26 protein-coding genes are annotated in these 23,093 nt (G+C 65.2%); 12 read left to right on the top strand and 14 right to left on the bottom strand.

Annotation, left to right across the window (positions count from 1 at the left end):
* Positions 1-51: 51 nt before the first annotated feature.
* Positions 52-2,862 (top strand): AMP-binding protein, encoded by a 2,811-nt coding sequence (locus tag VCK47_RS04205; RefSeq protein ID WP_322889466.1) that lies wholly within the window; start codon positions 52-54, stop codon positions 2,860-2,862.
* On the opposite strand, the gene VCK47_RS04200 is transcribed toward VCK47_RS04205, so the two are convergent.
* On the bottom strand, positions 2,835-3,599 hold the full coding sequence (locus VCK47_RS04200; protein ID WP_322889465.1) for an SDR family oxidoreductase: 765 nt from the start codon (positions 3,597-3,599) through the stop codon (positions 2,835-2,837). The genes VCK47_RS04205 and VCK47_RS04200 overlap by 28 nt on opposite strands.
* Before the next feature lie 75 nt (positions 3,600-3,674).
* Positions 3,675-4,028 carry a helix-turn-helix domain-containing protein gene (locus tag VCK47_RS04195; protein WP_322889464.1) on the bottom strand — a complete coding sequence of 118 codons (354 nt, stop codon included), beginning with the start codon at positions 4,026-4,028 and terminating at the stop codon, positions 3,675-3,677.
* 89 nt (positions 4,029-4,117) lie between these two features.
* On the opposite strand from VCK47_RS04195, the gene VCK47_RS04190 reads away from it, so the two are divergent.
* Positions 4,118-4,963 (top strand): SDR family oxidoreductase, encoded by an 846-nt coding sequence (locus tag VCK47_RS04190; RefSeq protein ID WP_322889463.1) that lies wholly within the window; start codon positions 4,118-4,120, stop codon positions 4,961-4,963.
* Here VCK47_RS04190 and VCK47_RS04185 read toward each other — a convergent pair.
* From VCK47_RS04185 to VCK47_RS04160, 6 genes are all read right to left on the bottom strand, one after another.
* Positions 4,960-5,562, bottom strand: a complete 603-nt coding sequence (locus tag VCK47_RS04185; RefSeq protein WP_322889462.1) for a methyltransferase domain-containing protein — start codon at positions 5,560-5,562, stop codon at positions 4,960-4,962. The two genes, VCK47_RS04190 and VCK47_RS04185, sit on opposite strands and share 4 nt — an antisense overlap.
* On the bottom strand, positions 5,559-7,217 hold the full coding sequence (locus tag VCK47_RS04180; protein ID WP_322889461.1) for a sensor histidine kinase: 1,659 nt from the start codon (positions 7,215-7,217) through the stop codon (positions 5,559-5,561). Before VCK47_RS04180 ends, VCK47_RS04185 begins: the two co-directional genes overlap by 4 nt.
* A gap of 108 nt (positions 7,218-7,325) precedes the next feature.
* The gene (locus tag VCK47_RS04175) at positions 7,326-7,826 is read right to left on the bottom strand and encodes a DoxX family protein (RefSeq protein WP_322889460.1); all 501 of its coding nucleotides are present in this window, start codon (positions 7,824-7,826) and stop codon (positions 7,326-7,328) included.
* Positions 7,823-8,569 (bottom strand): DNA-binding domain-containing protein, encoded by a 747-nt coding sequence (locus VCK47_RS04170; RefSeq protein ID WP_322889459.1) that lies wholly within the window; start codon positions 8,567-8,569, stop codon positions 7,823-7,825. Before VCK47_RS04170 ends, VCK47_RS04175 begins: the two co-directional genes overlap by 4 nt.
* Positions 8,559-9,407, bottom strand: a complete 849-nt coding sequence (locus tag VCK47_RS04165; protein ID WP_322889458.1) for a DUF692 domain-containing protein — start codon at positions 9,405-9,407, stop codon at positions 8,559-8,561. The genes VCK47_RS04170 and VCK47_RS04165 overlap by 11 nt, the downstream gene beginning before the upstream one ends.
* Positions 9,408-9,463: 56 nt before the next feature.
* The gene (locus VCK47_RS04160) at positions 9,464-9,775 is read right to left on the bottom strand and encodes a DUF2282 domain-containing protein (protein ID WP_322889457.1); all 312 of its coding nucleotides are present in this window, start codon (positions 9,773-9,775) and stop codon (positions 9,464-9,466) included.
* Positions 9,776-9,960: 185 nt separating this feature from the next.
* On the opposite strand from VCK47_RS04160, the gene VCK47_RS04155 reads away from it, so the two are divergent.
* The 3 genes from VCK47_RS04155 to VCK47_RS04145 all read left to right on the top strand — a co-directional run bounded on the left by VCK47_RS04155 (position 9,961) and on the right by VCK47_RS04145 (position 11,496).
* Positions 9,961-10,503: a sigma-70 family RNA polymerase sigma factor gene (locus tag VCK47_RS04155; protein WP_322889456.1), complete on the top strand. Its 543-nt coding sequence runs from the start codon at positions 9,961-9,963 to the stop codon at positions 10,501-10,503.
* Positions 10,500-11,132 (top strand): DUF1109 domain-containing protein, encoded by a 633-nt coding sequence (locus VCK47_RS04150; protein ID WP_322889455.1) that lies wholly within the window; start codon positions 10,500-10,502, stop codon positions 11,130-11,132. Before VCK47_RS04155 ends, VCK47_RS04150 begins: the two co-directional genes overlap by 4 nt.
* 85 nt (positions 11,133-11,217) lie before the next feature.
* A complete protein-coding gene (locus VCK47_RS04145) occupies positions 11,218-11,496 on the top strand; it encodes an SH3 domain-containing protein (RefSeq protein WP_322889454.1) in 279 nt (92 codons plus the stop codon).
* Between the two features lie 3 nt (positions 11,497-11,499).
* Here VCK47_RS04145 and VCK47_RS04140 read toward each other — a convergent pair whose 3' ends face one another.
* Complete coding sequence (locus VCK47_RS04140; protein WP_322889453.1) at positions 11,500-12,642, bottom strand: hypothetical protein; 1,143 nt, start codon at positions 12,640-12,642, stop codon at positions 11,500-11,502.
* 154 nt (positions 12,643-12,796) lie between these two features.
* Between VCK47_RS04140 and VCK47_RS04135 the strand changes: the two genes are divergently transcribed.
* Positions 12,797-13,195, top strand: a complete 399-nt coding sequence (locus VCK47_RS04135) for a DUF2177 family protein (RefSeq protein WP_322889452.1) — start codon at positions 12,797-12,799, stop codon at positions 13,193-13,195.
* On the opposite strand, the gene VCK47_RS04130 is transcribed toward VCK47_RS04135, so the two are convergent.
* The 5 genes from VCK47_RS04130 to VCK47_RS04110 are packed head-to-tail and all read right to left on the bottom strand — an operon-like array spanning position 13,188 to position 18,082.
* Positions 13,188-14,288, bottom strand: a complete 1,101-nt coding sequence (locus VCK47_RS04130; RefSeq protein WP_322892267.1) for an FUSC family protein — start codon at positions 14,286-14,288, stop codon at positions 13,188-13,190. The genes VCK47_RS04135 and VCK47_RS04130 overlap by 8 nt on opposite strands.
* A gap of 41 nt (positions 14,289-14,329) precedes the next feature.
* Entirely contained in the window at positions 14,330-15,118 is a 789-nt protein-coding gene (locus tag VCK47_RS04125) for a heme ABC transporter ATP-binding protein (protein ID WP_322889450.1), read from the bottom strand.
* Positions 15,118-16,185 (bottom strand): iron ABC transporter permease, encoded by a 1,068-nt coding sequence (locus VCK47_RS04120; RefSeq protein WP_322889449.1) that lies wholly within the window; start codon positions 16,183-16,185, stop codon positions 15,118-15,120. Before VCK47_RS04120 ends, VCK47_RS04125 begins: the two co-directional genes overlap by 1 nt.
* Positions 16,185-17,045, bottom strand: coding sequence for a heme/hemin ABC transporter substrate-binding protein (locus tag VCK47_RS04115; RefSeq protein ID WP_322889448.1), 861 nt, complete (start codon positions 17,043-17,045; stop codon positions 16,185-16,187). The genes VCK47_RS04120 and VCK47_RS04115 overlap by 1 nt, the downstream gene beginning before the upstream one ends.
* Positions 17,042-18,082, bottom strand: a complete 1,041-nt coding sequence (locus tag VCK47_RS04110; RefSeq protein WP_322889447.1) for a hemin-degrading factor — start codon at positions 18,080-18,082, stop codon at positions 17,042-17,044. Before VCK47_RS04110 ends, VCK47_RS04115 begins: the two co-directional genes overlap by 4 nt.
* 214 nt (positions 18,083-18,296) lie before the next feature.
* Between VCK47_RS04110 and VCK47_RS04105 the strand changes: the two genes are divergently transcribed.
* Genes VCK47_RS04105 through VCK47_RS04080 form a run of 6 tightly spaced genes read left to right on the top strand, consistent with a single transcriptional unit; the run spans position 18,297 to position 23,062 of the window.
* Positions 18,297-20,402 carry a TonB-dependent receptor domain-containing protein gene (locus tag VCK47_RS04105; RefSeq protein ID WP_322889446.1) on the top strand — a complete coding sequence of 702 codons (2,106 nt, stop codon included), beginning with the start codon at positions 18,297-18,299 and terminating at the stop codon, positions 20,400-20,402.
* A 2-nt stretch (positions 20,403-20,404) separates the two neighbouring features.
* Positions 20,405-20,812, top strand: a complete 408-nt coding sequence (locus VCK47_RS04100; RefSeq protein WP_322889445.1) for a hypothetical protein — start codon at positions 20,405-20,407, stop codon at positions 20,810-20,812.
* A complete protein-coding gene (locus VCK47_RS04095) occupies positions 20,809-21,471 on the top strand; it encodes a MotA/TolQ/ExbB proton channel family protein (RefSeq protein ID WP_322889444.1) in 663 nt (220 codons plus the stop codon). The genes VCK47_RS04100 and VCK47_RS04095 overlap by 4 nt, the downstream gene beginning before the upstream one ends.
* Positions 21,464-21,832, top strand: a complete 369-nt coding sequence (locus tag VCK47_RS04090; protein ID WP_322889443.1) for an ExbD/TolR family protein — start codon at positions 21,464-21,466, stop codon at positions 21,830-21,832. Before VCK47_RS04095 ends, VCK47_RS04090 begins: the two co-directional genes overlap by 8 nt.
* 4 nt (positions 21,833-21,836) lie before the next feature.
* Positions 21,837-22,223: an ExbD/TolR family protein gene (locus tag VCK47_RS04085; RefSeq protein ID WP_322889442.1), complete on the top strand. Its 387-nt coding sequence runs from the start codon at positions 21,837-21,839 to the stop codon at positions 22,221-22,223.
* Entirely contained in the window at positions 22,220-23,062 is an 843-nt protein-coding gene (locus tag VCK47_RS04080; RefSeq protein ID WP_322889441.1) for a TonB family protein, read from the top strand. The genes VCK47_RS04085 and VCK47_RS04080 overlap by 4 nt, the downstream gene beginning before the upstream one ends.
* Positions 23,063-23,093: the final 31 nt, after the last annotated feature.

Below are 23,093 nucleotides of genomic sequence, written 5' to 3'. Positions count from 1 at the left end.
GGCCCCGATACCTTGCCCCTGTCGCAAATGACAGGGAAAGAGGCGCTTTTAATGCATGACCACCGGACCGAGACCGTGCCCGCGCAACTGGCGCTTGCGTTACAAAGATATGCCGCGCGCAAAGCGATCACCGATGCCGACCTGTCGTTGACCTATGGCCAACTGGCCGATTGCATCCACAGGCTGGCCGCGCATCTGCCGGACGGGCCGGTCGCGGTTTTCGGCAAACCCGGTGCGCTGTTCGGGGCTGCGGTGACGGCCTGCGTCGTGCTTGGGCGGCCTTTCGTTCATCTGGACCCCGCGATGCCGCATGAGGTGCTGCGCAACATCCTGTCGGAACTCGCCATCGACGTGGTGCTGCTGGCAGAGCCTGCCGGACCCGGCCAGCTGCCCGACCATTGTAAGTGCGTCGATGCGGGGCAGGTCATTGCGGGTTTTGCCGCTGCGCCGCCCGAACCGGTGCGCGCGGGCGACGTCGCCCCTGACGATATCATCTATCTGGTCGCGACCTCCGGCACGACGGGCAAGCCCAAATGCATCCCCGTGACGCAGGACGCGGCCTATCTGTCGTATATGTGGCGCGACGCCTATACGCCTTATGGACCGGACCAGACAGTCGGCGTCTACATCTTCGCGATCTGGGAAATGTTCCGCCCCCTGCGGGACGGCGCGCAGCTGTGTTTCCCGCGCTTTGCCGAATTGATGAACCCCGAGGCGCTGCTGGCCTTCCTGCTCCGCCACCGCGTGACCGAGATGCTGTTCACGCCTTCGGCCTTCGACAAGACGCTGCAAGGCTGGACGGCGGGGGCCGCCTCGGGCCTTGCCCTGCGCCGCGTGATCCTGAACGGCGAGGTGGTGAATGATGACCTGATCGCTGCGGCACAGGATAAACTGCCGCAGGCAACGCTCTGGAATCTTTATTCGATCTGCGAAACGCATGATATCTGCATGACGCAGGTGTCAGGCCAGTCAGGTCCGCGCAACGCCGGCGCCGTGGGCAAGGCGATGCCCTATCTGCGCGCGGTCGTGCTGGACGACCATGACCAGCCTTGCCCGCCCGACACCCCCGGCCTGTTGCATTTCGAAGGCGCGCGGATGCTTGGCCCCGGCTATGTCAACCGGCCCGAGGAAACCGCCCTGCGCTTTCGTGACCTGACCATCGACGGGCAGGCGACACGGCTTTATGACACCGGCGATCAAGGCTATGTGACCGAGGACGGCATGATCCACGTCATGGGTCGCGTGGCGCATATGCTCAAACTGCGCGGCCATTCGATCCAGACGCGCGAGCTGACGGATTCGCTGCGCGGGTTCATGCACTTCGCCTCGGCGGTGCCGTGGGTGCAGGATGTGGCGGGGCAGGGCAAGGCGCTGGTGTTCTATTACTGCGCCGATGCCGGTCAGACCGCTGCGAACCATGATCGCTGGGGGATTGGGACAGGGCAGGTGCGGATGCCTGCGGGCCTGTCGCAGGCGCTGCGCGCCGAACTGCCCGCCTATTGCGTGCCTGCCTATCTGGTGCGGCTGGACACGATGCCGCTGCATCCGGTGTCGGGCAAGTATGATTACAAGGCGTTGCCGCCGATCAGCGCTGCCGCGACCGAGGATGATGGCGGGACCGATGTGCAGCCGACAGTGGTGCAGGCGGCGCTGGTCATGGGCTGCGGTGCGGCGTCACTCGACCCCGAGTTGTCGTTTCACGACCAAGGCGGGGATTCGCTGATGGCCGTGACCTTTCTGCTGGCGCTGGAACAGCATTATGGCCGCTCGGTCGATTTCGATTTCGCGTTGAATGTGCCGCTGGGCCGCTTGCACGACCTGTTGTCCGGCACCACCCCAAGTGCGCAGGTGCAGGGCCGCTTTGACCGCCGAGGTATCTTGCTGACGGGCGCGACAGGCTTTCTGGGCAGCCGCGTGTTGGCCGCAGCGGCAAAGGTCCTGCCGCAGGACGAGGTGATCTATTGCCTGATCCGGCCCAAGCGCCGCGACCCGCTGGACCGTTTGCAGGCCATCGCTGCCGAGCAAGGCGTTGATCCCGCGCGGCTGGTGCTGGTGCCTGCAGGCATCGACGATGCACGTTTTGCGCTGGGTGATGCGGATTACAGCGCCTTGGCAAAAAACGTCCGGCAAGTGATCCACTGCGCGGCGATGGTCAATCTGGCGGTTGATCGCGACCATATGGAAAGCTGGTCGCGGGCGGGAATCGCCAATGTCTTGCAATTCTGCACCGATGCGGGGGCCGATCTGCGGTTCTCGTCTTCTTCGGCTGTTTTTCCCGACCAGGGCGGGCGGTATCCCGAAGGGCCGACGACCATCTACCCTCACTGTTCCGGCTATGGCGCGGCCAAGATCGCAGCCGAGGCGCAGATCGCGGCATCAGGCGTGCCTGCGGCCATCGTGCGGCTGCCCTCGCTTTATGACCTGAGCGCGCCCAACCCCAACGACATCTATGAGATCATCATGGCGGCCTGTGCGCGGATGGGGGCAGTGCCAGAAGGGCTGACTTTCCGGATGATCGATGTGCAGGCGGCGGCACGGTTTCTGGCGGGGCTGACACCGCCGGAAGGCGCGACCTATTACAACCTGACCCCTGACAGCTATACGTCACCGCCGCAGGGCTTGAAGATCTTGCCCGTGGCGGATTGGCTGCGCCGTGCGCCGCTGTCGGAGGCCGAGCGCGCCTTGATAGCAAGCGACCTGTCGGTCCTGCACGCCACCGCCATGCTCGCGCATGACGCAGCAAGCGCGATGTGGGCGCAGATTACCCGCCTGCCGTTCGCCGCGCTATCGGACCCGGCCGCCTTGATGCGGACACGACTGGACGACGCCAATGCTTACCAAAGCGATCCGGCGTTGACCTGAATGTCCTCCATCGTGATCGCGCGGCCTGCGTCGCTGACCAGAAATGCGATCAGATCGGCGATTTCTTCGGGCTGGACCAGCGCGCCTTGCGGGTTGGACGCCTCGTATTTGGCGCGCACGGTGGCGCGGTCGGCACCGGTGTCCGCGATTTCCTGATCGATGAACTGCTTGAGCATTTCGGTTTCGACCCATGTCGGGCTGATGCTGACGCAGGTTACGCCATGCGCGGCCCCTTCAAGGCTGACGCAGCGCCCCAGCCCCAAAAGCCCCGCCTTTGACGCGCAATAGGCGGCGTTGTTGGGCATTCCCTGATGGGCCGCGACCGAGGCGAGATTGACAATCCGTCCCCAGCCACGCGCCTTCATGCCGGGCAGCACGGCGCGGATCATCTTGAACGTGCCGGTCAGGTTGGTGTCGATGGTGGCATCCCACAGGGCGTCTGTGTGGTCGATGACTGCGGCTTCTTCATAGACGCCGGCGGTGTTGATCAGGATATCGACCTTGCCGTGCGCCGCCTCGACCGAAGCGACGAAATCGGTCACGCTGTCGGTGGACCGCACATCAAGCGCGCCTGTCATCACCGGCGCACCGATGGCCGTATGCAGTGCCTTGATCGCGGCCTCATCCGCCCCGCGCCGCGCCCCGATGCAGACGGTGATCCCCTGCGCATGCAATCTGCGCGCGGCGGCCAGCCCCATGCCCGATAATCCGCCTGTGATGATGGCTGTTCTGGTCATATGGTCCTGCCTTTCCTGTCGCTGTCCCGCGCTTATGCGCCGATCAGGGCCCAAGATTCAACCGCAGGGCCAAAGTCAGGCTTTGCGCTGGGCAAGGATCTGCCCCAGATTGCCTTCGATCAGGGCCGCCAGTGCATGCACCTTTTGCGCAACCTCGCGCCCCAACGGCGTCAGGTCGTAATCCACATGCGGCGGCACGACGGGATGGGCTGTGCGGCGGACAAAACCGTCATCCTCCAGCAGGCGGAGCGATTGTGCCAGCATCCGTTCGGACACGCCTCCGATCCGGCGGCGCAGTGCGCTGAACCGCAAGGTGCCGTCCTGCAAGGCGATCAGGATCAGCACACCCCAACGGCTGGTCACATGGTTGAGCACCGCGCGCGACGGGCAGCGGTCGTTCAGAACATCGGGGATCAGGTCATGGTCCATGTTTTTGATACTTACAAAAATGTGTGTACTTCCGTTTCGTGCGTATCGCGTTATCTGTGCCCCGTCAACATCAACGAACGGAGCTTTTCATGACCATTGCCATCACCGGAGCCACCGGCCAACTGGGCCGTCTGGCCATTGCCCATCTCAAGACCCTGACCGATCCTGCCCAGATCACAGCCCTTGTCCGCGATCCTGCCAAAGCGGCCGACCTTGGCGTCGCTGCGCGCGCCTTTGACTATACCGCGCCGCAGGGGATGGCCGAAGCGCTGCAAGGCGTCGATGTGCTGGTGCTGATTTCATCAAGCGATTTCAACGATCGAGTCGGCCAGCACCGCAATGTCATCACCGCGGCCAAGGCGGCGGGCGTGGGCCGGATCGTCTATACCTCGATCCAGCAGGCAGATGCCTCGCCTATGCTGATTGCCGCCGACCATCGCATGACCGAAGCCGCGATCAAGGATGCGGGCCTGACCGCCACGGTCCTGCGCAATGGCTGGTATACCGAAAACTGGACCGGCACTCTTGCCGGTGCGATCAGCGCCGGTGCGATGATCGGCGCTGCGGGCGAGGCCCGCTTTACCCCCGCGACCCGCGCCGATTACGCGCAGGCGCTGGCGGTGGTCGCGGCGGATGCTGCCCATGCGGGGCAAGTTTACGAACTTGGTGGCGATACGGCGATCACGCTTGCCGATATCGCTGCCGAAGTGTCGCGCCAGACTGGCAAGGACATTCCCTATAGCGATCTGCCGGGCGATGTGTATCAGGGCATTCTGGAAAGCTTCGGGCTGCCTGCCGGTTTCGCCGCGGTGCTGGTCGATGTGGACCTCAAAGCCGGTGAAGGCTGGCTGGCCGATACGTCCGGCACCCTGCGTCAGCTGATCGGCAGGCCAACGACGCCGCTGGCCGAGGCTGTGCGTGCAGCCCTCGGCTAAGTCGCAGGCCGTGTAAAGACCGCCATCTGGCTGGCACCGCCCAAAGTGGGATGCGCGCCTGCGATATCGTGAAACGCAGGCGTGTATCCCGCCGCCTTGGCCGCGCGCGCGCACCATGTGCGAAACCGCGCGCGGTCCCATTCGAAACGGTGGTCGGGGTGGCGCATCCGGTGCGCAGGCACGCCCAACAGCGTGTTGAACTCGGCATTGGGTGTCGTGATGATGACCGTGCGCGCGCGCAGCACCGTGAACAGCGCGCGTTCCAGTCGCGACAACTGATCGGGGTCGATATGTTCGATCGTCTCCAGCAGTACCGCGCAATCATAGCCTGCCAGATCGCTTGCGGGGTCGGTCATCGACCCGTGGCGCACATCGACCTTGCCCGCCGTCACATCCATCCGCGCCAATCGCGCGCGCAGCCGGTCGAGAGAGGCTTTGCAGATGTCGATCCCCACCAGATCGTCAAGCGCGGGCATCGCCGCCAGCCGCACGAACAGATCACCGTCACCACAGCCCAGATCCAGCACGCGCCGCGCGCCGCTCGCGCTGATTGCGGCCAGCACGGCCTGCAGGCGGTCCTCGTGCAGCCAGCTTGTCATGTCGCGGGGATCGTCAATACCGCCTGCACGCCCTTGGTCGCAAAATCGCGTTCGAACGCCCCGCCGAACATCGCCGCTGCGCGGTCGATGATTTGTGTGCCTGATCCGCTGTCCGTGGGGGCCGCGACGGCCGGCCCGCCTGTTTCCTGCCATGTCAGCCGGATACCGTTATCCTGCATCTCCCATCCGACGCTGACCGCACCACCCGGCACCGAAAGGCTGCCGTATTTGGCCGCGTTGGTGACCAGTTCATGCAGGATCAACCCGACACCCAAGGTCGCGTCCGACGACAAGGCGATGGAAGGGCCGGACAGGGTAACGGCGGTGCCCCCGTTTTCGTAAGGCGCAAGCGAGGCTTGCACCAGATCGCCGATCTCGGCCTTGTCGCGGACCCGCGCATCGACCAGCACCAGATGGCAGCGCGCCAGCGCCTCGAGCCGGGCCGGAAAATCCTTGCGGAAATCCTCGATCGTGTCGCTTGAGCGTAGCATCAGCCGCGTCAGCGCAATGATCGTCGCAAAGGCGTTGCGTACACGGTGGCTCAGTTCCTGCATCGTGACGTCTTTTTGCTCGATTGCGAGCGCCAGTGCGCGGGTCCGGTCGCGCACGTCGTTTTCCAGACGCGCGGCATAGATCTTGCTGCGCAGGCGCGACCGGTAAAGCAACCACAGGATGACCGTGCCAGCCAGCCCCACGGCAAGGGCCAGCGCCGTCGTCCAGATCATCTGCGCCATCCAGCGCGCCGCCATCGCCTCGCGCGAGACGCCGACGACGATCCGGCTGCCGTAAAGCGGGGCATCGCTCCAGAAGAACAGCCGCTCGGTATCGTCGATGCCGGATCGTCCTGTCAGCGCTTCGGCAGAGCTGATGCCATAGGCGCGGTCGTTGGGCCAGTTTTTGGGCCAGTCTGCCGCACCTTGCGGCATCTGCGCGTCAAGATCTTCGGGCGGCAGGGCAGGTTCGCGGATCAGCGCGCGACCATCCGGTCCGATCCACCACAGCGAGGCATCGAACCCGATCTCGACCTGCTGGAACGTCCGGCTGATCGTCGCTGGATCAAGCGAGATCTGGATGAACCCGCGCATCGTTCCGTCAGCGGCGGACAGCCTGCGGCTGGTGTTAATCAGCAAGGCTTCGGCTGGATACTGGTTGTCGATCAGGTTGCCGATGAACAAGCGGTCGGGATCATCGCGCACGGTGGTGTAATAGTCGCGGCTTGCGGCGTTCAGATTTGGTGTGGGAAACTCGCGAGTGGTCAAGATCGCGTTTGCTTCCGCGTCGCCGACCCAGATCGACACGATGGCGCGGCTGCGGGTAATCATCCGCGACAACGCTTCTTGCGCTGCGCGGTCAGCGATGAACGGCCCCGTGTCGCCCACGACGCGCGCGGCGTGATCGCGCATCAGATCGGCCGACAACAGCAATTGGTCGGACTCGCCGGCCAGAAGCCGCGAAACGGTCGCAGCATTGTACTGGACAACCGATGTGATGCTGTCCCATTCCTTTTTGCCGATCAGCGCGACGACAAGCCCGATGGCCACCCAGATCAGCAGGGCCGCCAGCGCCATGATCCTGATTTCACGTTGCAACGTCTCGGCAGACCCTGCGCGGACATCATGTACCGCAGGATGCTCGCCCGTCTGCCCGATCGCCATCGCCCGCCACCCATCCTGACCGCCGTTAAGCTGCCAGCGTAGGCTATAACAACCTTTGAGTGTCAATCCCTTGGCGCATCTTGCGCGAAAATGTTCCCGCCTGAGGCGTCAGAACGCCACGTCGCGCTGCCCCCGCCCGCGATCCAGCCCCAGCAGGTAATCGGCCGACAGCCGGCCAGGTCCCTGTGCCAGTACGACAAGCAAGGCTGCCGCCCACAGACCATGCGTGACCCACGCGCCTGGAAAGACGAATATCTGGATGACGGCGGTCATCACCAGCAGGCCAAGTGCCGAGAACCGCGAAAACAGGCCAAGGATCAACAGGACGGGCAGCACATGTTCGGCCACCGTCGCCAGCACAGCGGCGGGCACAGGCGGGATAAGCGGCAGCGCATAGACCTGTTCGAACAGGAAATAGGTGGAATCCTTGATCGTGAAGCCATCGACCTTGGTGCGCGCCGATTGCCAGAATACGACCGCCGGAAACAGCCGTGCGGCAAAGGCCACGACATCGTGGGGCACATGGTCGGCAAGGCTGTTGACCTGCCGGATCATGTCGCGCAGGCGCGTGGCGGGTGTGCGGGCCGGGGCGGTGGTGGCATCGGTCATGGGGAAACTCCTGTGTGTGTCGCGGTGATCAGCCCGTGACGCAAAAGCAGCGTCAGCGCGGCGGTGGGGTCTGCATGTTGCGCGGCGCTCGCCAATGTCTCGCCTGCCGCCAGTGCGCGCAGCACGGCAAAGGTGCCGATATCGACAGGGGCGACGATGATGCTGAAATCCGGCGCGCGCCCGATCAGCGCGTGGTCGGGTCCATCGGTCAGCGCATGGCGCCCCGCGCCGGGCTGGTGGGTTTGCCAGATTTGCAGCGCAGGGTGGGGTGACGTGAACAGTTGCACGGACGGATGCAGGGTCAGCCGCAACGCCGCGAGCTCCGCTACCGCCAGTGCATCGGCTGCGACAGGGGCCGCGTCGGCCGCATGATAGGCAACACCGCGCGCATATTCGAGCCGCGCGACATCCCCCAGATACGCCAGATGCGCCACGGGGGCGAAGCCGTCCAGAAAATCGCCAAAGGCCGCCCCCCAGCCCAAAAGAACAGGGCTTTGCGGCGGCTCCTGCGCAATGTGCACACGTGCCATCGCGGTAAAGAAAGCCGTGCCAACCAATTGTTCGACAACCGGAAACCGCCCCGCCAGCGCGCGGGTCAGGCTGTGCTGCACGTTGTTGCGATAGACGGCGAAACGCTGTGCCACCTCTTCCATCGCGGGGGCTGTCAGGCCTGCGGGCGGGTCCTGCCGCCAGATGGCGGCCTGAAAAGCCTCTTGCTGGGCGGCATGGGTGTCAGGCTGCATCGGTTTGCTGCCTTTCTGCGGCGTGCAGGATCGCATTCGCGCGGGTGGCCTCGGCCAGCAGGGTGGTGAAATCGGGCACGTCATTGTCCCATTCGATCAGCGTGGGCACAGGGCCGGTGCGGGCCAGCACCTCGGCGTAAAGGGTCCAGACAGGGTCCGCGACAGGCGCACCGTGGCTGTCGATCAGCAGCGTGCCCGATGGCAATTCCTCGCTGTCGTGACCGGCCAGATGGATTTCACCCACGGCAAACAGTGGGAAATCGGCCAGATAAGCGCGGGCATCAAAACGGTGGTTGGTAGCCGAGACAAAGACATTGTTCACATCCAGCAGCAAGCCACAGCCCGTGCGGCGCACCAGTTCTGTTAAAAAATCGGTTTCCGACAGGGTGGAACTGGCAAAGGTCACATAGGTCGCGGGGTTTTCCAGTAGCATCCGGCGGCCCAAGGTATCCTGCACCTGATCGACATGGGCGCAGATCGTGGCCAGCGTCTCGGGCGTATAGGGCAGGGGCAACAGGTCGTTCAGCCAGGCCGCACCGTGGCTGGACCATGCCAGATGTTCGGAAAAGCTTTCGGGTTGATAGCGGTCGATCAGTTTGCGCAGCCGCGCAAGGTGGTCGGGGTCCAGCCCGCCCGCGCTGCCGATGGACAGCCCGACCCCATGGATCGACACCGCATGGCGGTCATGCAGGGCGGCCAGCATCGCATGCGGCGCGCCGCCGTCACCCATGTAGTTTTCGGCGTGAACCTCGATGAACCCGATTGTGTCGGTGGCCATCATCTCGGTGAAATGCTGCGGCTTGAAACCGAGGCCGGCGGTGCGGGGAAGCGATGGCATGGCGAAATCCTTGTGATGAGGTGGGCGGGGAGATATCCCCGCCCCGACAGGTCAGATCATGCAGGTGGCAGATCGCGGTCCAGCTCTTCCAGCGAACCCATGCGCGCGGAGCCGTCGGCCATCGCGGGCAGCTCGATGTCGCCGCAGGTGCCGGTCGCGACCAGAGTCCAGGCGTTGCCCTGGTAATCGACGGTCGATGTGCCTGCACAGGATGTGCCCGGACCGGCGGCGCAGTCATTGGCACCGGCCAGAGAGATGCCGAAGCACTTTTCCATGGTGGCCTCTTGTGCGTGCAGATGCCCGGCGGACAGGGTCAGCGCAGAGGCGAGCGAAGCGGCAAGAGAAAGCGAAAGCGTTTTGGTCGTCATGAGAGAAAACTCCTGTTGTCGGGCTGCGTCAGTGCAGTCCCGCAAAGCAGTTCGCACGACGGGGGCGATCTGTTACGGCGGTCACGCGCACGTGAACGGCTGAAAGGCTGCGCCAATTGTTTCTGGGCAAAATGCTGTCGGTGGCTGTAACATTCGCCGGACGCGCGGCGAATAGGGATCAGACCTTGCAAACCAAAGACCCTTGGGAAGACCTGATGCGCGCAGCCATCCGCGGAGATACCGTCGCTTACCGGCAGCTGCTGCAGGCGATTTCGCCTGTGCTGCGCCGCGTCGTGCAGGCGCGCGGCGGCGGGCTGGGGCAGGATGCCTGCGAGGATGTGTTGCAGGACGTGCTGCTGGCAATCCACACCAAGCGGCATACATGGGTCGAGACCGCCCCGCTGCGCCCGTGGCTCTATGCGATCGCGCGGCACAAGGTGGTTGATGCGTTCCGCGCCCGTGGCCGCCGTGTCGAGGTTGCGATCGACGATTTCGCGGACGGGCTTGCCGCGCCGCAGGGTCCCGACCCGCTGGAAGGCCGCGATATCGAGCGGCTTTTGGGCGGGCTTGACCCGCGTGCGGCGGAAATCGTGCGAGGCTTCGGCCTGCGCGGCGAGACCACGGCCGAGACGGCGGCGCGTCTGGGCATGACCGAAGGGGCCGTGCGCGTGGCCTTGCACCGCGCGCTGCGGACGCTGGCGCAAATGCGCGAAAGGATGATCGAATGAAGACCGACGACCTGATTGCGGCCCTTGCCGCCGACACCCTGCCGCAACCGACGGTCGCGCACAGGCTTGCGCGGTCCTTTCCTGTGGCGCTTGCGATCTGCGTGGCGGCGTTCATCGCTTTCTGGGGGACGCGTCCCGACCTTAGCGCAGCGCTGGCATCCGCGTCGGTTCTGAAAACCGTGCTGCCCGCGCTGCTGGCGGTTCTGGCAGGGGCGGGTGTCATGGCGCTGGCCCATCCCGGTATGCGCACAGACCGGCGTCTGGGGGTGATCGGCCTTTTCATCGGTGCTTTGGCTGTCGTGCTGGTCGTCTATCTTGCGCGCGGCGGTGTCGCGGGGGTGGTTATGGCCCTGACCAAGCCCAGTCTGCTGATCTGCCTTGTGTCGATCCCCCTGCTTGGCCTGCCATTGCTGGTTGCAATCTTGTGGTCGCTGTCAACGGGTGCCGTGTTGCGCCCGCGCCTGACAGGGGCGATTGCGGGGCTGATGGCGGGCGGTGTCTCGGCTGCGGTCTATTCGGCCTATTGCGATACCGACATGGTGCTTTACGTCATCCTTGCCTATGGGGCCGCCATCCTGAGCGTCGCTGCCATCGGTGCGCTGGCTGGTCCAAGGTTGTTGCGCTGGTAATCGCGCAGGTCCGGCTTTTTGGACTTCACCCGCGAAGATGCGGGTGCGATACAGGGCGGCAATCACGTCAAGTCGAGGATATATCATGCGCCGGACAATCGCCCTTTCCGTGACAGCCCTGTTTCTGGTCGCCGGATGCGCAAACGGCAATGCGGTCGTCACCGGTGCAGGCCCCGATGACTTGCTGAAACTGCGCGCGGGGCCGGGGCTGGCGTTCAACATCATCATGGGCCTGCCCGATGGGACCGAACTGATCCGGCAGAATTGCGTGACCGAACTGGGGCAGCGCTGGTGCCGCGTGGCGCTGGCTGATGCCCCAAGCGTGACAGGCTATGTTTCGGCCGATTACCTGACAGGGCGTTAGGGGTCAGTCGCCAGCGCGGCTGAACGCCACGCCATCCAGCACGGGGCATGATCCGTCGTCGTCCTGCAGATCGAACCCGTCATCGGCGATTGCGATCGCGCAGGTCATCGGAAAATCTGCAGAGCCTGTGTCGCCATCCACCTCATCGAAGGTAATGCTGCCGTCGTTCATGCTGTACCGTCCGGTCACGCTGCGGTCGGTGTTGATCCTCGTCATCTCGAACGTACCGTCATCCGAGAAAACGGCACGCGTATTCTCATGTTCGTAGGGCGTGTCCAAGGCGAGGCCGGAGGCGGTGCTGCGGATCGTGGTGCCTGACGCGGCCTGCATCTCGCCGATCCGTGCCTCGATGGCCTGCAGGTCTGCGCTGCGCTGTGCGAGAAGGTCGGTCAACTCGCTCGTCATACTTTGCAGCGCCTGCACCTGCGTCTCGGCAGCCAGCGTGTCCTCGGCCAGAGCATCGCGCTGCTGCGACAATGTATCGACAGATTGTTGCAATGCGTCGCGTGCGGTTTCGATCTGGTCCTGATCGTCACGCGCGCTTTGCAGCCGCTGTTCAAGCGAAGCCTCGGCATCGCGGGCCGCTTGCACACGTGCTTCGGCACCTGCCGCCTGTTCGGTCAGCTCGGAAGCCTCTGCATTCAAGGCGGACAAGGTCGCTTGCAGATCGGCTTCCTGCTGGCGGGCAGCTTCAAGCCGTTCGCCGATGGCTGACAGCTCTTGCGTGGCCTCCGTCGTACGGTCTGCGGTGTCCGACAGCGCGGTTTCGATCTCGGCCAGCTCTGTACGGCCTTGCTCAAGCTCGGTCTGCAGGGTTTCCCGCTCGGTGCGCAGGGCGCCTGTATCTTCATCCAGCGTCGTGAAATCGGTGCGCATCTGGTCCAGCTCGGCCGCGACAGTGTCGCGTTCGCCCACGTTCGCATCACGGATCACCAGAGCCTCGTCGGCCTCGTCGCGCAGGATGGCGATCTGCTGCGTCACTTCCTCCGCCGTGCCTTGCAGGGCCACATGCTGCGCCAACCGCTCCTCGGCCTCGTTCGCAACCGACCAGAAGTAAGCCCCGAAAAGCCAGCCCAACAGCGCGACAACGGCCACCGCCACCCCGATCCCGCGATAGCGTTTTTCTTCCTGACTGATTTGCGACATGGCTCTCTCCCGTTCTGGTGCGACACCTGCGCCAACGGGCGCGGCGACTTGGTGTGCAAACGCGTCGTCGCGGATTTGGTTCCTGTGATGGCTGGCGGAACCAACTTGGGTGCTCGGGGATTGGAACCGGACAGACCAACCAAAGGAAAGTCTTATGGATATGATCGTGCTGGTGCTGGTGACTGGCGGCGTTTTTCTGATCGCGGATGCGATCATGCTGCCCAAGGTCATCAAACCGCTTTTCGAGCGCCAATTGGGGCGCACCATGCTTGCCAAGCCACGCCCACTGCCTGCGACACTGTTCTATCTGCTCTATGTGGCGGGGATAATCTGGTTCGCCGGCTGGCCCGCCCTTGTCGCAGGCGCGCCGGCGCTGGCCTTTCTGAACGGCGCGGTGCTTGGGCTGGTGGCCTATGGCACTTATGAGCTGGTCAGCTGGACGGTCATGCGTGACTGGCACGCCCGCATGGTGGCTGTCGATATGGCATGGGGCACGGTGCTGAGCGCAGTCTCCGCCGGGGCTGGCGTTGTGGCGGCCTTGGCCTTCACCTGACGTCGGGTGGTGCCAAACGGCGTCTTAGTTGATCCATCTGGCGTTCGGTTTCGTTCAATCCGAAAATCACCGCATGCAGCGCGCGGGCCTGATGCGGCCAGTCCGTCGCGTTCCTGCTTGCAAGACCGGCGGCATGATCGCGTGCCTGCGCCACCGCATCGCGCAGATCGTCCGGCACGCGGGCAGCGCCGTGCAGCCCTTTCATTGCGGCGATGATGCTGTCGATCTGGCGTTTCGCGCTGTCCTGCACCGCATCGACCGCCGGCGCCAGCGACTTCAGGGCACTATCGCTTATGTCGCCACGTTCGGCGGTAACGGCACGGTCGAGGATCACAAGCGCGTGCCACAGGCTTTCGACGCCGCGCACGGCGGAGCGCAAGCCGGTGCCGGTCCTTAGCGCAGACGACCCGCGTGCTTCGTCCACCCGCGACCGCGCGATTTCCAGATGTTGCAGAAACCGACGATGCACGGCGTCGCGGTCCTCGTGCTCATCCGTGCTGACGCCTTGGTCGATCAACGTCAGAAGGTCTTTGCAATCGCCTAACGTGTCCAGCAGCGCGATTTCCACCCGGTCGCGGCCTCGCACGGGCCAGACCAGAAAGCTCGCCACCGCGCCGATCACCGTGCCTGCGACGATTGCCCCCGTCCGCGACACGGCCGCCGCAAGTTCAGGGTCCGGCTCAAGCGCCACGATCGCGGCGGTGACGGCACCATATTGCAGGCTTGGCCAGATCGTCGCGATCATATTGGCAAGGATCACCGCCACCAGCAGCGCATAGATCGCGGCCCCCCCGATCAACAGCCCGAGGAGCAGGCCGATCACCGCGCCAAGGCAGGCCCCTGCCGTGCGGTTCACCGCATTGGTATAGGACAGATCCGCGCTCATCCCGATGGTAAGCAGCGCCGAGATGATCGCCCATGATAGATCGAGCGCGTCGATACCCGCGATCAGCAGATAGGTCGCCAGCGTCGCCGCCGCCGTCTGCAACCCGATGCGCAGCAATTCGCGGCGCGGGCGTGGCAAGTGGCTGGTGACGGCGCGCAGGCGGTCCAACGTGCCGTGTTTGGGGCTGGTGTGGTCTTGTGGTGCCATGACCGTTTGCAACCGCAAGTCCGGTCAGAGGTTGCTGAAGATCAGCCCGCCGCCGCCCATAGCCCATGCGGCAGCACAAAGGTCGCCTGCGGTCCGGGCAGCCGGTTTGCGACGATGGGGCAGCCGTAAGCCTCGGCCAGGGCTGGCCCGCCGATCACCCGCGCGGGCGATCCTGCGTCCAGCAACAGGCCATCATGGACCAACCAGACATCATCGGCCACCATCGCGGCAAGGTTCAGGTCGTGCAGCACGATCACCACACCACCCCCCGCATCGGCAAAGCGGCGCAGCACGCGCATCACGCCGATCTGGTGCGCGATATCCAGTGCGGCGACAGGTTCATCCAGAAACAGCCAGCGGGGGCGGCCTGCGACGACCGGCTCCCAGACCTGCGCGCGCACCCGGGCCAGTTGCACGCGCGCCTGCTGGCCGCCTGACAATTCCTGATAATACCGCCCTGAAAAACCGGTCAGATCAACCTCGGCCAGCGCGCGCCCGATCAGGTCGGACCGGTCCGCCTGCGTGCCGCTGGTCAGCCCAAGGCGCACAACCTCGGCCACAGTGAAAGGAAAGGCCAGCGTTGCCGCTTGTGGCAGCACGCCGCGCCGCGCGGCAAGCTCCCATGGTTTGAGGTCGGCCAGATCATCCCCGTCGAGCGCGATCTGCCCGTCATAGGCCACATCGCCTGAAATAGCGCGCAAGAGCGTCGTTTTGCCCGACCCGTTCGGTCCGATCACGGCGACGATCCGGCCAGGGGCGGCGGTGGCGGTGATCCCGTGCAGCACGGGGCTGCGGCCCAGTGAGGCGCGTAAAGAGCGGATGGTCAGCATCACAAATCCACCAATCCACGGCGGCGCAGCAGGATCCACAGGAATACCGGCGCACCGATCACGGCCGTCACGATCCCGATGGGCAATTCGGCCGGTGCGATGATGCTGCGCGCGATCAGGTCCGCCAGCAACAACAGGGTCGCCCCCAGAAGCGCTGCATTGACCAGCAGATAGCGGTGGTCCGGCCCTGTCGCCAGCCGCAGCAGATGCGGCACCACGATCCCGATAAACCCGATGCCACCCGATACCGCCACGGCGGCCCCTGTCGCGGCGGCGACGGTCAGGATGGCCACATGCTTGACCCTTTGCACCGGCAGCCCGATGTGATGGGCCGCAGCCTCGCCCAGCGACAGCCCGTTCAGCCCGCGCGCCAGAAAGGGTGCCGCCAGCAGCGCCAGCAGCATAACGGGCCCCGCCGCCGCGATCTTGGGCCATGATGCGCCGCCCAGCGACCCCAGTCCCCAGAAGGTCAGGTCGCGCAATTGCCGGTCGTCGGCGATATAGACGAGGATCCCCGTCGCCGCCCCCGCCAGCGCGCCAAGCGCGATCCCCGCCAGCAGCATCGTGGCGGTCGAGGTGCGCCCCGCGCGGGTCGATACGCGGTAAAGCACCATGGTGGACAGCCAGCCACCGATGAAGGCCGCAACCGGCACCATGTTCCAGCCCAGCCAAGCAGCGACCCATGCAGGCGCCTGACCGCCCAGCACGATGGCCAGCACCGCGCCCAGACCCGCTCCTGCGCCAACCCCGACCAGACCGGGATCGGCCAGCGGATTGCGGAACAGGCCCTGCATCACCGCACCGCCCACGGCCAGCGACGCGCCGACCAGCACGCCGGTCAGCATCCGTGGCAGCCTGATTTCCCACAGGATCAGCCAGTCGCGCGCGGGAACATCCTCGCCCGCGAGCCAGCTTTGCAGCACAAGGTCGAGGCGCACGCCCGACGCGCCATGCGACAGGCTCAGAAGGCCGGTCAGCCCCAACAGCCCCGCTAGCCCGAAGGCCACGCGCCGCGCGCGCTGGGACCGGTCGCCCGCCATCACGGGGGTATCGGCAAGGGCGACCATCAGCCTTTCACCTCATCTACCAGCAGGCGCAGGTGGCTGTTCAGCTCCAGCGCCGCAGCGCCTGTGCGCGGGCCAAAGCCCAGCAGATAGAGCCCGTCCATCGTGACGACACGCCGATTGAGGGCGGCATCGGTCAGCCCCAAGGCAGGATGGGCGGTGATATCCGCCAATGTCACGGCGTGATCCCCGCCTCGGTCCATCATCAGGATCAGGTCAGGGTTCGCGGCAATGGCGGCCTCGTCTGTCAGCGGCTTGTAGCCCTCCAGCCCCGTGACGGCATTGCTGCCACCGGCCAGCGTTATCATCGCCTCGGCAGAAGTGCCTTCCCCGCCAACCAGCAAGCGGCCCCCCTGCATCGACAGGATGAACATCACGCGCGGGGCGGTCGGCAAAGCATCGCCCGCGATCCGTGCCGCCTCCAGCTGTGCTGCGACCTCGGCTTGCAGGGCGGCGCCTGCCTCGGGCAGGTCAAGTGCTGCGGCTACTGTTGCGATCTTGGCGGCCACACCATCAGGGTCGAGCGCTTGGGGCACCATCACCAGTGGAATGCCCGACCGCTGCAGCATATCCAGCACTTCGGGCGGGCCAGCGTCATGTTCGGCTAGGATCATGTCGGGGTCCATTGCGATCAGGTTTTCCGCCGACAGCGCGCGCACATAGCCGATATCGGGCAAGGCTTCGACCTCGGGCGGGAAAGATGACGTGGTATCGCGCGCGATCAGACGGTCGCCCGCGCCAAGCGCATGGATGATTTCTGCGACCGACCCGCCCGCAGCGACAACGCGCGACGGGGTATCGGCAAAGGCTGCGGGGGCCAGTGCCACCACCGCCGCAAGGCTGGCTGCGATCTGGCGGATCATGCCACCACCTCGCCCGCCAAGGCTTCGGCCAAAGCATCCCAAGCGCCGGTATCGGTCGCGGCCTCGCTGCGTTTGCCGAAAATCTGCAGGATAAGGCGACCGTCCTTGTCGAACGCCTCGACCGAGATGGCATCGCCGCGTTTGGTGGGTTTGCGCACCAGCCAGACCTCGGCCACCTTGTCGGCGCGCAGATGCAGGTTGAAACGCGGGTCCAGCACGTTGAACCACGGGCCCATCGGTTCCAGTCGTGTCACGGGACCGGAATGGATCTGGATGCAGCCGCGATTGCCGACAAAAACCATGATCGGCAGGCCCTGCGCACCCGCCTGCCGCAAAGCCTGTTCGACAGCGTTGACCGGCAGCGGCACAGCCCAAGGCGCACCGATGGACCGGTTCGCGCCAAGACGGTCGAATTTCAAACGACTGGTCAGCGCGAGAAACTGGTGGGTATCGGTCATCTTTTCCCACGCACTGCGCAATTCGCCCAGCTTGGCGTCGTTCACGCGGACAGCTTCGGGCAAGGCGCGCGGCGCAAGGTCGAAAGGCGCGTCATCGGCCACGGCCAGATCGGTGACCAGCGCCTCAAAGGCGGCAAGGTCCGAGTCCGGCCCCAGATAGATCTTGTGGACCGCATCGCCCGCAGCATCGAACACCTGCAGGCTGCGCCGTGTGCCGTCTGCCCCCGTGCGTTCCACCGCAAAACCGTGAACCCAGTGGCGCGGAAAGATGCGCAGGTCGATATCGGGGCCAAGCACCATCGCCGCATGTGCGCCTGCATGAAAATCCGTGTATTGGCCGCGCCTTTCATGCACGCAGAAATCATTGCGCGTCAGCGCCAACACATCACCCAACGCCGCCACACGCGGCAAAAGCTGGTCAGGGTCCGCGATGATGCGGCGCACGCCGTGCCCCAGATCGGCGGCCAGAATCTCTGCCTCGCGGATGCCCAGCACATCGGCCAGATCGCGTTCGCGCATTTTCGGTTTGTCGGCACGGGCGGTGGCAATCGCCGCGGCGCGGACGGGGGATAGAATCATGGGTTTGACCTCCGTTGGGCCTGCATGGGGCAGGCGTGGAAGCGCGAGGTCCCGGATCTGGCGTTGCCGCAAAGGGCATGGCTGGAAGATCTGGCGCAGTACTTGACTGTTTCTATCGGGATCACTAGAACACCGCTCGTCGGGGGTCAAGACACCTTGAGACATGCCAGCCGAACAGCCAGCCGAAAACACTTTATCCGGATGGAGAATCGGAATGACATTGCGCATGCGCCCCCGCAGGCTGGGCCTGACCTGCCTTTTGACGACAACAGCGATCCTTGCGGCGGGCACAGCCGCCGCCCAACAGACACAACTGGACAGTGGCACCTTTCTGGGGCGGCTGATCTTTGGTGCTGGCCAGCAGAAAGTCGCGATCGACACGCCTCAGGCGGTCAGCGTGCTGGACCAGCAGGACATTGACCGCGAACAGGCGGCGAATGTGGGCCAGATCCTGCGCAACGTACCCGGCGCGCAGACCGCAGGGTCGGACCGGCCGCTAGGCTTTGCCTTTAACATCCGCGGGATTGGCGCAACCGAACAATCCGCATCAGAGGCACGGATCATCGTGAACGTCGATGGCGTGCCGAAATTCTATGAACAATACCGGTTGGGGTCGTTCTTTTCGGACCCCGAGCTTTACCGCCGCGTCGAGGTGTTGCGCGGGCCGGGGTCGGCCACATTGTACGGTTCTGGCGCTATCGGCGGTGTGGTGAACTTTGAAACCAAGGATGCGGGCGATTTCATCCCCGCAGACGGCACCGGCGCGTTGCGTCTGAAATACGGGTTTGAAAGCAACGGCAACGGCCAGCTCGGGTCGCTGATCTATGCCGCACGGCCGACCGAGGGGGCCGAATTCCTTGCCGCGCTCGGCTATCGCAGTTCCGAGGATTTCGAGGATGGGGCGGGCAATCCGGTTGTCGGAAGTGAATTCGAAGCCCCATCCGCCTTGCTCAAGGGCACGTTCCGGCTGAACGACGCGCAGACCCTGCGGCTGTCGGCGCAGCGGTTCTCGTCGGACGCGGATGATACGACGCTGGCGCAAACCGGCGGCGGCGATCCGATTGCAGGGGCCTTTGGCAATGTGGACAGGTCCGTGCGCGACGACACGCTGAGCGTGGAATGGGAACATCTCGGCGGCGGCTGGTTTAATCCGCGCGTGCAACTGGCCTATTCGGATACGACCGTGGAACAATCGGATGCGCGCAATAGCGCAGGCAACCCGCAGCCTTGCTTTGGCACGCCGTCCAACATCAACGTATTCTGCGACGTGACCTACGCCTATCGCACGACGATGCTGAAGGCCGAAAACACCGCCGATTTCAGCGGCGCGGGCTGGCAGAACTTCCTGACCTTCGGGGTACAGGCAACAGCGCAGGACCGTGTCGCTGACAGTGCCGGTATCCTCGGGTTCCACCCCGAAGGCACCGACCGCAAGATCGGCGTCTATGCGCAGTCCGAATTCGTGATCGGTGACCGCCTGACCATCATCCCCGGCGCGCGCATCGACTTTGCCGAACGCGAGGCAGGCGCAGGCGTGCCGGGCGGCGAGAACGTGAGTGACGAAGCAAGCGCGCTGACGCTGGCCGCCCTTTACGACGTGACTGATGATCTGTCCGTTTTCGGGTCGGTCGCGCGGACCGAACGGCTGCCGACGCTGGACGAGCTCTATTCCTTCTCGACCACCAAGGCCCCTGCACTTGATCTCGACAAGGAAGAAGCCACCAATGTCGAACTGGGTCTGACCTACAGCCGTGACGGGCTGTTTGCGGCGGATGACAGTCTGCAATTGAAACTGACCGCCTTCCGCAACCGGATCGACGGGCTGGTCAGCGTCACCGCCCCCAGCGACACGGTATTCTTCACCAACCTGTCCGAGGCCGAATTCGAAGGTGCCGAGATCGAGGCCGGTTATGATATGCAAAGCGTGTTCGGCAGGCTTGCCCTGTCCACCGTGCGCGGCACCGACCGGACGTTCGACTATACCTTGCCCACAACGCCTGCCGATACGCTGGCGCTGACCTTGGGCGGGCGGCTGCCCGATCAGGGGCTGGAGTTCGGCTGGCGCGGCACATTTGTCGATGACATCACCACCGCGACCCGCAGCAGCACGACCGGCGCGATTACCGAGACCACGTTTGACGGCTACACGACGCAGGATGTCTTTGTGACTTGGCGGCCCGAGAATGGCGCGCTGGACGGGTTCGATGTGCAGCTTGCCGTCGAAAACCTGTTTGACACGGAATACCGCAACAACCTGTCGCTGGACGAAGGGCGCGGGCGCACCTTCAAGGTCAGTCTTGCGCGGACCTTCACATGGTAAGGATGCGTTTCTTTACTCTTGGCCTTGCCCTTGCCGTCGCAGGTTCTGCGGCGGCACAGGATACGGGCGGGATCGTGCTCGATCTCAACCGGCTTGATCCGGTGGACAACGCCTGCCGCCTGACCTTTGTCGCGGATAATGCGCTGGTGCCTTTGACCGCGCTCGCACTGGAAACGGTGCTGTTCGATCAGGCGGGGCGGGTCGCGGCGCTGACGCTGTTCGATCTGGGCGACCTGCCGCTCGGGTCGCGCCGCGTGCGGCAATTCGATGTGGCGGGGATCGCCTGCGGGGATATCGCGCAGGTGCTGGTCAACGGTGTCGCGTCCTGCACAGGGGCGAATGATGCCGCGACCTGCGCGCAGGCGCTGCGCGTTTCGGGGTCGGTCGAGGGTGTGGAGGTGATGCAATGATCCATCTTCATCAGGCGCGCGATGCGTTGCTGGGTTTCATCGACCTTGGCGGCTGGGTCGTCGCGCTGATCATCGGGCTGTCCGTGCTGTCAGGCGCGGTCGTGCTGTGGAAACTGGTGCAGTTCTATACCGCAGGCGTCGGGCGGCACGCGCCCTTGCTGGCTGCACTGGCCGCGTCCGATGCGGGCCAACACGCCCGCGCGCTGGCGTTGGCCGAGGCGGCACCGTCGCATCTTGGGCCTGTGCTTGCGCTGGCCTTCCAGGCGCGCGACGCCCGCGAAAGGCTTTATTCCTACGCCGAAGGACGGCTGGCGCGGCTAGAGGCTGGGTTTCGTCTGCTTGATGCCGTGGCGCAGACGGCCCCGCTGCTGGGGCTCTTCGGCACCGTGCTGGGCATGATCGCGGCCTTTCGCGCGATGCAAGAGGCAGGGCAGACTGTCGATCCGTCCGTGCTGGCAGGCGGGATCTGGGTCGCCTTGATGACAACGGCAGCAGGGCTGGCCGTGGCAATGCCGGTCAGCGCGATCCTGTCGTGGTTCGAAGGCCGCATGGCGCATGAACGGCGCATGGCCGAGGCGTTGATCGAAGGTGCGCTGCGCCCCGGTCTGGTGGCAGCGCAAGGGGATGCCGTCGTGCCGCGCGGTCTGGCCCATGCCTAGACCCGTGCGGCAAAGACGGCGGCTGTCGCTCACCTCGCTGATCGATGTGATCTTTCTGCTGCTCTTGTTCTTCATGTTGTCATCGACCTTTACGCGGTTCGGTGACCTGCCCTTCATGGCCGCGACCGGCGGGGCCACCGCCGACGGCACGCCGCCTGCATTTTTGCGCATCAGCGCGGATGCCATCACGCTGAATGTGGCCGAGGTCACTTTGGCCGGATTGCCAGCCGCCCTTGGCACGCTGGACGGCGCGCTGGTGCTGGTTGCCCCGTCTGAGGACGTGACAGCGCAACGGCTGGTCGATGTGCTGGTCGCGGCCCAGACAGTGCCGGGCGTCAGCCTGCGCCTGATCGGAGGCTGACCTGATGCGCCTTGCCCCAACGCCCCGCGCCAAGCCCGAACCCACCATCGCGCTGATCAATATCGTGTTCCTGATGCTAGTCTTCTTCCTGATCGCAGGGCAGGTGGCCCAGCCCGTGGACCCAGACGTGCGGCTGGTTGATGCCGACCTGGCCAGCGCCCGCGTGCCCGACGATGCGCTGGTGCTGCGCGCGGATGGTGCGGTGCTGTGGCGCGGCCAGACAACCACGCCGGAAGAATTCGCCGCCGCACGGGCCGCGGATGAGGGGCCTTTGCGCATCCTGCCCGACCGCAACCTGCCCGCACGCGACCTGATCGCTGTCGCGGCTGCCTTGCGCGCGCAAACGGGTCGGGATGTGCGGCTGATCACCGAACGGGGGCTGGCACAATGATCCGGCTGCGCGTCATGGGCGGCGGTTTGGCGGCACTTGCGTTGTCCGGGGCCTTGCATGCAGCGGGCCTGCTGATCGTCGTGCCGCAGGCCCCGACGACCGAGATCGCGGGCGGTGGTGCGCCTGAAATCGCCGCCCTCGGCGCGGCGTTCGAGGATTTCGTCGCAGGCGCCGTGCCTGTTACCCCGGTCGCACAATCAGCCGTGCCAGCGACGGTGGCGGAACGCAGCCTTGTCTTGCCCGCCTCATCCGTGGCCGATCTCGCCGTGCCGGTTGCACCCGACCAGCCCGCCAGCGCCCCTGTCCCGACAACCGCAACCACGGTTGCAGTGCGCGAGACAGCGCCGCCAGCTGCGCCCGAGGTCACCCGCGCCGTGCCTGACACGGCGCCTCTTTCATCTCTGCGCCCGGTCGCCCGCCCCGCACCACGGCCTGCGCCAGTGCAACAGGCAGCTACCCCACGTCCCGCAGGCAATGCCGAAACGGACGCCACGCGCGGCAGTACGCAAGGTCAGGCGCAAGGGCAGGCGGCAGCGGCGGGTGCGGCAGCAGCGGCGGACACGACAGGCGGGCAGGCGGCAGCGGCGGCCTATCCCGGTCAGGTGCTGCGCCAGATCACGCGCCTGCGCCCGCAACGCGCGACCGCACGCGGCACGGTCCTTGTCAGCTTTGCCATCGCGGGTTCGGGCGCGCTGGCAGAAGTCGGCGTCGCGCGTTCCTCGGGGTCGGCGGTGCTCGACGCGCTGGCGCTGGACCATATCCGCCGCGCAGCCCCGTTCCCGCCGCCGCCCGCAGGGGCGCAAACCGCTTTCAGCTTCGAATTCGTCGGTCGCCCCTGACCGCGCAGAGGGCGGTCTATCGCCCTGTGCT

Source organism: Yoonia sp. 72, from assembly GCF_034652275.1.
In the GTDB taxonomy this organism is placed as follows: domain Bacteria; phylum Pseudomonadota; class Alphaproteobacteria; order Rhodobacterales; family Rhodobacteraceae; genus Yoonia.
This window is presented reverse-complemented; position numbering and strand designations above follow the sequence as displayed.